Genomic DNA, 12035 nt, shown 5'->3' with positions numbered 1-12035 from the left:
ATGTAACGGTGATTTCAAAAGAGGATTTTAAAAGAGGATTTCAAAAGAACGTGAAAACTTATGATTAAGTTAACCATAGACGGCATAGAGGTTCAGACGGACCGGGAAATAACTATTCTTGAAGCAGCAAAGCAGGTTGGAATTGAGATTCCAACACTTTGCACATTTAAAAACCTGTCCCCTTCTGGTAGTTGTCGTATGTGTCTTGTGGAAATCGAGCGTCTGTCCAGGCCTCAGACAGCCTGTACGGTTAAAATCACAGACGGAATGGTTGTCAGAACCAACTCCGAGGCTATTATGCGTGCAAGGAAAGCGGTGTTGGAGTTTTTGCTTATAAATCACCCGCTGGACTGTCCGGTTTGTGATAAAGCCGGCGAGTGTATTCTTCAGGACTTATCTGCAAAGTATGGTGCTGCAGCAGGCCGGTTTAAAGAGGGTAAACGCACCAATCCGGTAAGTTTTGAAGATCCTGTTATAGTCAGAGACATGCAAAGGTGTATCCTCTGTACCCGATGTGTAAGAACTTGTGACGATTTGCAGGGTGCTTTTGCCATCAGTGTAATTAACAGGGGTAGCCACTCTCTTATAGAGCCATTTTCCGGTGGCAGATTCGACTGTGAGTACTGCGGTAACTGTCTCTCAGCCTGTCCTGTGGGAGCGATCACGTCAAAACTTCATCGCCACACGTACAGGCCATGGTACATAGAGCGCCAGGTGGAGACCATTTGCGGGCACTGCGGCGTTGGCTGCACTCTAACCCTTCAAATGAGGGAAAACACAATTATCAGAGTCATCCCGGATTTTGAAAAAGGTCTGAATTCCGGCATGTTGTGCGTTATGGGACGGTTCGGTTACGATTACACCGAACATGAGGAAAGACTGAGAAGTCCGCTTATACGAAAAGACGGAGAGCTTGTTCCGGTATCGTGGGAGGAGGCTGTAGAGTTTACAGCGTGGCGGCTTAAAGAGATTGTTAAAAAACACGGCGGTGGCTCTGTGGCAGGTATTGCCTCTGGCAGATGCACTAATGAAGACAACTACATGCTTCAGAAATTAATTCGCTACGTGCTGGGTTCAAATAATATAGACTCTGCGGCAAGACTCTTTTATCGTCCTGCTGTCAGTTATCTTGAGAGGATGTTTGGGCAGGGGATAACGGCAAACCTTATTCCAGGTATTGCTAACTCAGACGGAGTGTTTGTTGCCGGTGGCGACCCAACTACAATAAATCCGGTTCTTGGCATTGCAGTTCGCTCGGTGTGGAAAAAAGGCGGAAAGGTGTTTGTGTTAGGCAAATCCGGCGGACTAAGAAGTAATGTAAAACATGAGCTAAATCACACAGAGGGCGCAGGAGCACTTATTCTAACGTGGATATTAGCTAAGGTCTACGAAAAGAAGAATTTTATCTCTGAAAACTCAATTATAGATAAGAAATTGTCGGCTCTGAAAATTCCTGATATGGACATGCTTGTCAGAGCCGGAGTCAGCCCTGAGGCTTTGCAATATACTGCGGATGAGCTTGTAAGGCTAAAAAATCCTGTTGTTATAATAGGTCCTGAGATGGTGCTTTATGGTAATGGTTCAAAGAATCTGTTTTTACTTGGTGCGCTTAACTATGTGTTAAACGGCAGGTTGTTTGTACTTATGGATGAGCCAAACACGCAGGGATGTCTTGATATGGGTTGTTCGCCTGGTGTGCTTGTTGGTGGCAGGCCGGTAGAGCTTGAGACGTTTGGCCATAAGATGGAAAACACGGCAGGAATGAAAACACCAGAGGGAACAGGACTTAATCTTTTTGAGATGATTAACGGCGCTAACAGTGGGAGTATCAAAGCAATGTTTGTGATGGGAGAAAATCCTGTCTTTAATATTCCGGATAAAAAGAAAGTGGAGTCTGCTCTTCAGAAACTAGAATTTCTGGCAGTGTCGGATATATTTCTCACAGAGACGGCAAGCCTTGCTGATGTTGTGTTTCCAGCCTCAGCATGGAGTGAAAAAGACGGCACTTATACAAATCTTGAAAGAAGGCTTCAGAGGTTAAGAAAGGGAGCTTTAAGCAGCCGTGGACGGGCAGACTGGAAAATCCTTGCCGATATCTGTAAAGCGCTGGGAATGAAGGAATCATACACGGATGTTAAGAGCGTGTGGGAGGAAATCAGCAGGATATCCTCAGTCCATGCCGGCGTCAGGTATGAATCCCTTACGGGACGCGGCGGTATATGGCCATATGGGGGTGAACCTTTAAGAGGAATAGAGGGGGATTTCGAAGTAGAGGGGCTTGAGGACATGCCGGAATTACCTGGCAGTGAGCAAAGTGGCAGGGTTATCTTAAAAGAGGATAAATCGCTTATCCACTCCTCCTCCCTTTCCAGATATTCAGCTGCTCTTATGGGCGTAGCCTCGGAGCCGCTTCTTATGATAAACCCTGTGACAGCGGAGTCTTTGGGACTTAGCGATAATGAGCGGGTGGTTATAACGAGTGACAAAGGGATGGCAGTTGCTGTTTTACGTGCCGACAGAGGAATGCCGGAGGGAGTGGCTGCGCTTTCAAACACATTTAAAGACAACGGATTTAGGTCAATTGTAGGATACACAATAGACCCGACTCTGAAAAGCCTTAACATAACAGACAGAGTTGTAACAATAGAGAGGGCTAAAGAACTATGACATTAGACGCTCTTCATGCAGCGGTACCAGAGTATATATGGAACCTCGGAGTGATACTCTTAAAGATAGCTGTTGTACTTGGGGCAACGATGTTGCATGTAGCATATGCCACGTATTTTGAACGGAAAGTTATAGGCCATATGCAGGTCAGAATGGGCCCTATGGTGGTAGGCCCTCACGGCATATTTCAGCCGATAGCAGACGGCATTAAATCCTTTTTCAAAGAGGATATAATTCCAACAAATGCCGATAAACCGCTGTTTTTCTCGGCGCCAATAATCGGGCTTATGGCTGCAATTTCAGCCCTTGCGGTGATACCATTTTTTGATGGTTTTGTAATCAGTAACGCTAACATTGGACTGTTGTTTCTTTTTGCAATGTCCTCATTGGCTGCCTACGGCGTAATAATTGCCGGTTGGTCGTCTAATTCAAAGTATTCGTTTCTGGGGGCGCTGCGTGCCTCGGCTCAGGTGATTAGTTATGAGGTGTCCCTTGGCCTCTCCCTTGTTGGTGTGATGCTTATGGCAGGCTCAGTTAACCTTACCGACATCGTACACGCTCAGCACAATTATCCGGGCGGGATGTACATAATTCCGCAGTTTCTGGGTTTTTATGTGTTTGTTATTTCTGCAATTGCCGAGACCAACCGCACCCCGTTTGATCTTCCAGAGGCTGAGACTGAACTTATAGCCGGATTTTTCTCCGAATACAGCGGTATGCGCTTTGCTCTGTTTTTTATGGCCGAGTACATTGGTATGATTATAATGTCCTCGATAGCCGTCCTGTGCTTTTTAGGCGGATGGACTCTGCCCCAGTTTATACTAAACATGTTTCCCTTTTTGAACCATGTGCCGGGTCTCATTTGGTTTATGCTTAAGCTTTACGCCTGTATATTCTTTTACTACTGGATACGGGCAACACTGCCGCGCTATAGATATGATAAATTAATGTCGTTAGGTTGGAAGGTGCTGATACCACTTGCCCTTTTAAATGTTATGATAACAGGAATTATTAAAATATTTTTACACAAATGAACGATATGAAGATAAAAGACGTTGTGGTGATGGAGCGAAAAAAAGATACCGCAATAGCACGGTTTCTTAAGACGGTGTTTTTTGTGGAAATCCTTCAGGGGATGAAACTTACCCTTAAAACCTTGTTCACAAAGCCTGTCACAAGGCAGTACCCAAAGGAGAAAAGACCCGTGATGCCCGGCTTTAGAGGGCTTCATGCGCTTGTACGCAATCCGGAAACGAAAGAGGCTAAGTGCGTGGGCTGTGGGCTATGTGCCGCCGTATGCCCCTCTCGCTGCATAACCATATACACATCCGAGGGGGAAAAACATGAAAAGGTCGTTGACAGATATGAAATAGAAGTCCTCAGATGTATGTATTGCGCACTTTGTGTGGAGGCATGTCCGTTTGGGGCGGTTGTTCTTACCGAGCACTACGAGTATGCCGGATACAACAAGGCGGATTTTAAAATGACCAAAGACAAACTCCTTGGAAATTGGGACAAGTACATGACAGGTGACAAAGGAACCGAGTATTTTAAGCGATTTTGGGGCCCGCGTGCCGATGACTTTAAAACGCCTGAAAATCAGGCGGTGTTTAAAGGGCGGACTCAGAGTAAGGTGGATTTACATAATGCTGAATAAGGTTTTTTTCTTATACTTTGCCTCCGTTATAGTGCTAACATCCTCTTTGGCTATAACGCGGCGAAACGCTATGCACGGTGTGCTTTATATGCTTCTTATGTTTTTTCATCTGGCCGGACTGTATTTGTTTTTAAATGCGGAGTTTTTAGCCGCAGTACAAATAATTATCTATGCCGGAGCTATTATGGTATTATTTCTCTTTGTCGTTATGCTTCTTAATTTGCGGGAGGATGTGCAAAAGAGCAGGTTTATCAGGCCGTGGATTATTGGCTTTATCATATCCTCAGGGGTGATGGTAATAGCGATTAAGGCGGCAAGATCGGTAGAGGTTGGAAGGACAGGGCGGTGGACAATTATGGAGATACAGAGCGCTACTCACATAGGGGCCATAGGGCAGGAACTGTACACTCATTACCTGTACCCGTTTGAGCTGGCCTCGCTGGTACTTCTTGTTGCAATAGTGGGGGCAATTGTGCTTGCCAAAAAGAGGTTAAAATGAAAGCAGGGGGAATTTAGAGACAGCAAAATGGTACCTTTAAATTGGTATATATGGCTAAGCGGAGTGCTCTTTTGTGTGGGGATGTTTGGGTTTATCACAAGGAGGAATCTGATAATAATGCTCCTTTCGGTTGAGATAATGTTTAATGCCGTTAACATAAGCCTTGTAGCGTTTAGCCACTACATGGAGGACTTAACCGGTCAGATACTTGTCTTTATGATAATAGCCGTAGCGGCGGCTGAGGCGGCAATAGGGCTTGCTCTGGTAATTGCGCTCTTTAGAAACAAAGAGACCATAACGGTTGATGAATTTAATGAGATGAGAGGATAGGGATGACACTAAAGCATGTGTTGATACCGGCTCTTCCCCTTGCGGCTTTTATAATCAATATACTTTTTGGGAAAGCAATTCTGAGGACGAAGGCTCATTGGATTGCGCTCATTGGGGTTGCAGGGTCGTTTCTGTGTTCGCTTTCGGCTCTTTCGGGTGTGTTAAGCGGCCAAATCGTTAATGAAGACCTGTTTACATGGATAACCTCTGGCAGCTTTAAGGTTTCGGTGGGTTTTCTTATTGATCCGTTAACGGCTGTAATGCTGATAGTGGTAAATACGGTAAGCTTGCTTGTGCACATATACTCGATTGGATACATGCACGGGGATAAGGGCTACTACCGGTTTTTTGCATTTCTCAGTCTCTTTACTTTTTCCATGTTGATGCTTGTAATGGGTAACAATTTCCTACAGATGTACTTTGGGTGGGAGGCTGTGGGACTGTGTTCTTATTTTCTGATAGGGTTTTGGTATTATAAGAAATCAGCTGCCGATGCCGCTAAAAAAGCTTTTATTGTCAACAGGTTTGGTGATTTTGGATTTGGCCTTGGCGTGATTTTAATATTTCTGACTTTTGGCTCACTTCACTACGCTGACGTGTTTAAAAATCCGGCAGCTTTTGCAGGCCAAACAATAATGATATGCGGACATAGTTTTAATTTGATAACTGTGATAGCGATATTGCTTTTTTGCGGAGCAGTGGGCAAATCGGCACAGCTTCCGCTCCATGTGTGGCTGCCTGATGCTATGGAGGGTCCGACACCGGTTAGCGCCCTCATTCATGCCGCAACAATGGTAACGGCAGGGGTCTTTATGGTAGCAAGAACCAACTCTATATTTGTTCTTTCACCAACTGCTATGGCAGTTGTTGCCGTAACCGGAGGTGTAACAGCAATTTTTGCAGCCACAATAGCGCTTGTTCAAAAAGACATTAAGCGCATAATCGCTTACTCTACGGTAAGCCAGTTGGGTTACATGTTTGTAGCGTGCGGAGTTGGGGCTTTTTCTGCCGGTATCTTTCATCTATATACGCATGCGTTTTTTAAGGCGCTCTTGTTTCTTGGCGCAGGTTCTGTCATTCATGCGATGGAGGGAGAGCAAGATATAAATATGATGGGAGGGCTTAAAAAACATATGCCTGTCACATATCTGACCATGCTTTTGGCCTCGCTGAGTATTTCAGGAGTTCCTGGGCTTTCCGGATTTTTTAGCAAAGATGAAATCTTGTGGATGGCGTATGCTCACGGAGATGGCGTTGGTAAATTTGTGTATCTGCTTGGAGCGATAACAGCGCTTCTTACGGCATTTTATTCATTCAGGCTTATCTATGTCACCTTTCACGGCAGCTTCAGAGGCGGACACGATAAGGAACATCACCTTCATGAATCTCCCCAAAGTATGACGCTGCCGTTGATAGCACTGGCTCTGGGAGCAGTGGCAGCGGGCTATGTTGGCATTCCTCATATTCTTGGCGGGCATGATAGCTTTGCACACTTTCTTGCCCCTGTTGTAGGAGAGGCGGAGGCGCATGGCAGCTTGTCACAGGAGTGGTTTGTGATGATTTCATCAATAGTAATAGCAATAACAGGAATTTTAGCGGCTTATTATTTTTACATCAAAAACACAAAAATACCGGAGGGAATTGCCAAGACGTTCTCTCCCATATATAAAATACTGTTTAACAAATACTATGTGGATGAGATATACGACGTACTGATTGTTAAACCTGCCTACTGGTTTTCAGGTGCCGTAATAAATAAAATAACCGACGCAATTGTAATTGAAGGGGTTGTTAACGGTTTGCCCACAATAGTTGAATGGTTTAGCAGAAGACTCAGAAAAATCCAAACTGGTATTGTCCTTCACTATAGCATGTTCATGGCTGCAGGAATGTTTATACTCCTGATTCTAATACTGTCAAAACTATATACAGGGAGGTTTTAACACTAAATGGACTATAGCCACTCCCTGTTAAGTGCGATAATATTTTTACCTGTGTTTGGCGGGCTTTTTCTGTTTGTCATAGGACGAGAAAATAAGGCGGCGATAAAGGGCATTGCTCTTTTGGTTACCGTGCTGGATTTTCTACTTTCTTTACCACTGTTTATAAAATTTGACAAAGCCGCCTCCTCTATGCAGTTTGTTGAGCATTATAAGTGGATACCTACCTTTGATATTAGTTACTACGTGGGGGTAGACGGCATAAGTATTCTTATGGTGCTCTTGTCAACTCTTACGGCGATTCTTTGCACTCTGGTGTCATGGAATGCGATAAAGGATAAGGTCAAGGAGTTTTATATTTCACTGCTTTTGGTAGAAGGGTTTATGATAGGCGTGTTTTGCTCCCTGGATATGTTTTTGTTTTATATTTTCTGGGAGGCCATGCTGATACCGATGTATCTGATAATCGGGGTGTGGGGAGGGCCTAAGAGGATTTATGCGGCTATAAAGTTTTTCCTTTATACGTTAATTGGCAGCGTGCTTATGCTTGTTGCTATCATTGCCCTGTATCTGCATACGGGGACTTTTGACATTGTAAAACTTATGGGTATGGCCCTTCCATATAAGATGCAGATAGTGCTGTTTTGGGCATTCTTTGCAGCGTTTGCCGTAAAAGTGCCGATGTTTCCAGTGCATACGTGGCTGCCTGATGCCCATACGGAGGCCCCTGCGGCAGGAAGCGTGTTTCTTGCAGCGATACTCATAAAAATGGGCGCTTACGGATTCCTGCGGTTTTCACTGCCGTTGTTTCCTGATGCCTCAAGGGCTATTGCGCCTTTTATGACAATCCTTTCTGTTATAGCAATAATTTATGGAGGAATCATCTGCTTTAGCCAGACCGACCTAAAGCGCCTGATTGCCTATAGTTCGGTCAGCCACATGGGATTTGTAACGCTTGGTATTTTTGCGCTGAACTCTCAGGGCATACAGGGCGGGATACTTCAGATGATTAACCACGGTGTCGTGACAGGCGCCATGTTCCTTGCCGTAGGCATGGTCTATGAGAGAACTCACACCCGGCAGATTTCCGATTACGGGGGCTTAGCTGATGTTATGCCCGTATTTGCCGCTTTTTTCATGCTGTTTACACTTGCAGCGATTGGGCTTCCGGGCACTAACGGTTTTGTCGGGGAGTTTCTGATTATTTTGGGCGGATTTACCGCTAATAAAACGGCAGGCGTTTTTGCAGCAACAGGAATTATAATAGGGGCTGTGTATATGCTTAACCTGTATCAAAAGATATTTTTTACTGGTGTTAATGAAGGTATCAAGGGGCTAAAGGATTTAAGCCTGCGAGAGATAGTCACTCTGCTGCCGCTAATAGTACTAGTTTTTTGGATAGGGTTTTATCCAAACGCATTTTTAAGTTTTATGGATGTAAGTGTAGGCAAATTGATAGTTCGTGTCAGTGCTGACAGTTTAAAGGCAGTGCTGAACGTTGCGGTGGTTCATTGATGGGCAGGGGAGGGTGGAGATAAGATGACATTAGCTAATTTACGGCCTATGGCTCCGGAGCTCATTTTAATAGCGCTTGGTCTTATACTGATTATGCTGGATGTTATCAGCAAAAAGAAGGAGATGCTTGCGATTGTAACGCTAATTGGTGCGATTTTAGCTTTCTACTTTATTAAGGGCTCGCATGGGGTTTTATTCGATGGCATGTTTATAGCGGATCATTATAGTAATTTTTTTAAAACCGTCTTTATAATTAATCTGCTTCTTTCGACTTTGATTTCTGTCAAGTATCTTGAAACTGAGAGAGCTCTCCATGGCGAGTACTATGCACTGCTTGTGTTTGCCACAGTTGGGATGATGACTATGGCCTCAGCCGGAAACCTGATAGTGTTGTATCTGGGGCTTGAGCTTATGTCACTAAGTATATATGTCTTATGCGGATTTTTAAGAAACAACATAAAGTCCACAGAGTCTGCGATAAAGTATTTCTTACTGGGAGCATTTTCCACTGCAATTCTGCTCTATGCAATTTCACTCCTCTATGGCTCAACAGGCAGTACGGATTTTAATAAGATCGCAAACGCAGTGGCTGTAATGGGAGCTGATGCAGCTCTGAAACCGCTTCTTTTGTTTTCTGTGGCACTGTTTGTTACTGCAGTTGGATTTAAGATAGCGGCAGTTCCGTTTCACATGTGGAGCCCTGATGTGTATGAGGGGGCGCCAACGAGTGTCACCGCTTTTATGTCGGTTGGGCCAAAGGCGGCTGGCTTTGCAATTATCGGCAAGATATTTTTCGTAGCCATATTCGGTCTGCATGTTGAATGGGTAAAGCTTCTGATTCCGATTTCTGTTGCCACCATGATTACAGGCAATGTCCTGGCAATATCACAAACCAACATTAAGCGAATGCTGGCTTACTCCTCAATTGCCCATGCCGGGTACGCACTGTTGGGCATACTGAGCGCTGATGGAGACGGCCTCACTGCTGCCATGAACTACATGCTCATTTATATGTTTATGAACGTGGGGGCATTTGCCGTTGTTATCATGTTAAGAACAGAAGACTTTGCAGGCGATGAGTTAAAGGATTATCTGGGACTTGCTAAAACTCATCCATTGGCAGCATTTCTTATGATGATATTTATGTTTTCACTTACTGGCATTCCCCCAACTGCAGGATTTATTGGAAAATTCTATATCTTTACCGCACTAATTCATAGCGGTCAGTTAACGCTTGCGGTAGCCGGTGTGTTAATAAGTGTAATCTCAGCGTTTTTCTATCTGCGGGTTGTTATGTATATGTACATGAAAGACCCTGAGGTTGAAACTCCGGTTTCTGATTCTCTGTATCTGAAAGTGGCGCTTGCTATTTCAGTTGTCATGGTTATTGTAATAGGAGTTTTCCCCGGCAAATTCATTGAATTTGCTAAAGCATCACTGATTTTACAATGAAGTTTTTAACCGGTTTGAAAAAATCTCCGGTTAAACGTTTTTTGGCTCTATCACTCTCCGTTTTAATTATAACCCTGTCATGCGCCACTGTTACAAAGCAAAGCGCAGTACCGGTTGTCTCTCCGATAGAGGCCTACAGTATTTCCATTGCCCACATAAACGACACCCATGCTCACCTTGAACAGACAAAGGTGACGATTAAATATAACAGGTCAGAGCTTGTGGCTGCTCTTGGCGGTTTTACCCGCCTTGCCAGCGCTATAGGGGATTTAAGAAAAAAACATGCTAATTTTCTTTTTTTACATGCTGGGGACGTCTTTACCGGCACCCTGTACTTTACTAAATATCTGGGGGCTGCCGACAGCGCCTTTTTTCACTTAATGGGACTAAACGCTGTCACACTGGGAAATCATGAGTTTGACAGAGGCCCGCCTGTGCTAGCGGATTTTCTGAGATCATTAAAATCTGATGGCAGTTCCTCCATTTCTGTACTGTCAGCCAATACGGATACAGGCAGCGAAGATGCGTTAGCAGGCCTTATTGAGCCATACAAAATATTTGAAATTGGCGGACGTAAAGTTGGAGTAATTGGATTAACTACTCAGGAAACACCCCGCATTTCAAGCCCGGGTGGTAAGATTACTTTCAGTGACCCATTCAAAGTGGCTGAGCATTACGTTACCGAGTTAAAAGCTCAGGGGATAAATATAATAATTTTGCTTACACACGTGGGTTATGATGTGGACTTAGAGCTTGCCAAAAAAATCTCCGGAGTTGATCTGATAATTGGTGGCCACTCGCACACGCTCTTAGGCGATGATGACCTTATGAGCTATGGTTTTTGGCCGCATGATCGCTATCCTAAGGAGGTCAGAGGCAAAGATGGTAATCTGGTGCTTGTACTTCAGAGTTGGGAGTATGCAAAGGAGCTTGGGTTTATAAAGGTGTTTTTTAATAATACCGGAGAGGTCATTGGCTACGAACCAGAGCCTGTGATGCTTCTAAGTCCGGCTAATGATGAAAAACCATATATGGAATCTTTTGATAAGTTTAAGGCTGAGATTAATAATAAATTAAGAGTGACAAAGTTTTCAGAGTTTCCTGAGGATGAATCGGCAAAGAAGCTGCTTGATACATACAAAAAACCGCTTGAGTCACTTAGCGAAGAAGTTGTAGCTGTTGCTTTAGAAAATATGCCGCGGGGACGCAACAAGGGGCCTGGAGTCATTATAGCTGATAGTTTTTTGTACACAACTAAAAATCTGAACACACAGCTTTCAATTGTTAACGCTGGTGGCGTGCGCGCTGGTTTTATAAAAGGCAATATCACAATCGGGGATGTTTATACTGTCATGCCCTTTAATAACACCTTATACGTAATGAACGTTTTGGGGAGAGATTTAAAAGATGCTCTTGAGTCTATGACAAGCTTTAACGTTGATAAGTCGAGGGCACAGCCCTTTATGTATGTTTCAGGTGTTACTTTTAACATCAATGAACAAAAACCGGAGGGACAGCGAATATCCGATATTGAAATTCTGCCGTCAAATGGCTCTAAAAAGCAGGTCATGGAAATGGACAAAACATACCGCATAGTAACCAGCAACTATCTTGCTACAGGCGGTGATAACTTTAAGGTTAAACGTGACGGTAAAATGGTTAGCCTGCTAAATGTCTCCTCCTACAGCACCGACACGGGGTTTACTGACAGCGAAACTTTTATTGAGTATGCAAAGTCACTAAAAGAAATAAGTAACCATGTTAAAGCTAACGTACGTTAGGCGATAGAATACAGCTTGAGACCGTTGCAAAATTCCCAAAATGTGGGAAAAGTATTTCCCAATTAATACCGAGTAGCAGCCTAAAATATAATAATGATGAGATTACCACGTCGCTATCGCTCCTCGTAATGACGGATAGGTACGCCCACGCACAGCCCACGCCGTCATTGCGAACCCCCGCAGGGGGTGTGGCA

General features: G+C 44.2%; 9 protein-coding genes. All 9 read left to right on the top strand.

The window, feature by feature from the left end:
• The first annotated feature begins 60 nt into the window (after positions 1–60).
• Genes HQK88_05000 through HQK88_04960 form a run of 9 tightly spaced genes read left to right on the top strand, consistent with a single transcriptional unit; the run spans position 61 to position 11841 of the window.
• Positions 61–2667, top strand: coding sequence for a molybdopterin-dependent oxidoreductase (locus HQK88_05000; GenBank protein ID MBF0616161.1), 2607 nt, complete (start codon positions 61–63; stop codon positions 2665–2667).
• Positions 2664–3701, top strand: coding sequence for an NADH-quinone oxidoreductase subunit NuoH (gene nuoH / locus HQK88_04995; GenBank protein MBF0616160.1), 1038 nt, complete (start codon positions 2664–2666; stop codon positions 3699–3701). Before HQK88_05000 ends, nuoH begins: the two co-directional genes overlap by 4 nt.
• A 29-nt stretch (positions 3702–3730) precedes the next feature.
• Positions 3731–4324 (top strand): NADH-quinone oxidoreductase subunit NuoI, encoded by a 594-nt coding sequence (gene nuoI / locus HQK88_04990; GenBank protein ID MBF0616159.1) that lies wholly within the window; start codon positions 3731–3733, stop codon positions 4322–4324.
• Positions 4314–4823, top strand: a complete 510-nt coding sequence (locus HQK88_04985) for an NADH-quinone oxidoreductase subunit J (protein MBF0616158.1) — start codon at positions 4314–4316, stop codon at positions 4821–4823. Before nuoI ends, HQK88_04985 begins: the two co-directional genes overlap by 11 nt.
• 27 nt (positions 4824–4850) lie before the next feature.
• On the top strand, positions 4851–5153 hold the full coding sequence (gene nuoK / locus HQK88_04980) for an NADH-quinone oxidoreductase subunit NuoK (GenBank protein MBF0616157.1): 303 nt from the start codon (positions 4851–4853) through the stop codon (positions 5151–5153).
• A gap of 2 nt (positions 5154–5155) precedes the next feature.
• On the top strand, positions 5156–7096 hold the full coding sequence (gene nuoL, locus HQK88_04975; protein MBF0616156.1) for an NADH-quinone oxidoreductase subunit L: 1941 nt from the start codon (positions 5156–5158) through the stop codon (positions 7094–7096).
• A 6-nt stretch (positions 7097–7102) separates the two neighbouring features.
• Entirely contained in the window at positions 7103–8608 is a 1506-nt protein-coding gene (locus tag HQK88_04970) for an NADH-quinone oxidoreductase subunit M (GenBank protein MBF0616155.1), read from the top strand.
• 24 nt (positions 8609–8632) lie between these two features.
• Entirely contained in the window at positions 8633–10060 is a 1428-nt protein-coding gene (locus HQK88_04965; protein MBF0616154.1) for an NADH-quinone oxidoreductase subunit N, read from the top strand.
• Positions 10057–11841, top strand: coding sequence for a 5'-nucleotidase C-terminal domain-containing protein (locus HQK88_04960; protein ID MBF0616153.1), 1785 nt, complete (start codon positions 10057–10059; stop codon positions 11839–11841). Before HQK88_04965 ends, HQK88_04960 begins: the two co-directional genes overlap by 4 nt.
• Positions 11842–12035 lie beyond the last annotated feature (194 nt).

The sequence above is a fragment of the Nitrospirota bacterium genome (assembly GCA_015233895.1).
Taxonomy (GTDB): domain Bacteria; phylum Nitrospirota; class Thermodesulfovibrionia; order Thermodesulfovibrionales; family Magnetobacteriaceae; genus Magnetomonas.
This window is presented reverse-complemented; position numbering and strand designations above follow the sequence as displayed.

Coding starts and splice junctions, on each gene's coding strand:
- HQK88_05000 (MBF0616161.1), top strand. CDS start 61: ATGATTAAGTTAACCATAGACGGCATAGAGGTTCAGACGGACCGGGAA.
- HQK88_04970 (MBF0616155.1), top strand. CDS start 7,103: ATGGACTATAGCCACTCCCTGTTAAGTGCGATAATATTTTTACCTGTG.
- HQK88_04965 (MBF0616154.1), top strand. CDS start 8,633: ATGACATTAGCTAATTTACGGCCTATGGCTCCGGAGCTCATTTTAATA.
- HQK88_04985 (MBF0616158.1), top strand. CDS start 4,314: ATGCTGAATAAGGTTTTTTTCTTATACTTTGCCTCCGTTATAGTGCTA.
- nuoL (MBF0616156.1), top strand. CDS start 5,156: ATGACACTAAAGCATGTGTTGATACCGGCTCTTCCCCTTGCGGCTTTT.
- nuoI (MBF0616159.1), top strand. CDS start 3,731: ATGGAGCGAAAAAAAGATACCGCAATAGCACGGTTTCTTAAGACGGTG.
- nuoH (MBF0616160.1), top strand. CDS start 2,664: ATGACATTAGACGCTCTTCATGCAGCGGTACCAGAGTATATATGGAAC.
- nuoK (MBF0616157.1), top strand. CDS start 4,851: ATGGTACCTTTAAATTGGTATATATGGCTAAGCGGAGTGCTCTTTTGT.
- HQK88_04960 (MBF0616153.1), top strand. CDS start 10,057: ATGAAGTTTTTAACCGGTTTGAAAAAATCTCCGGTTAAACGTTTTTTG.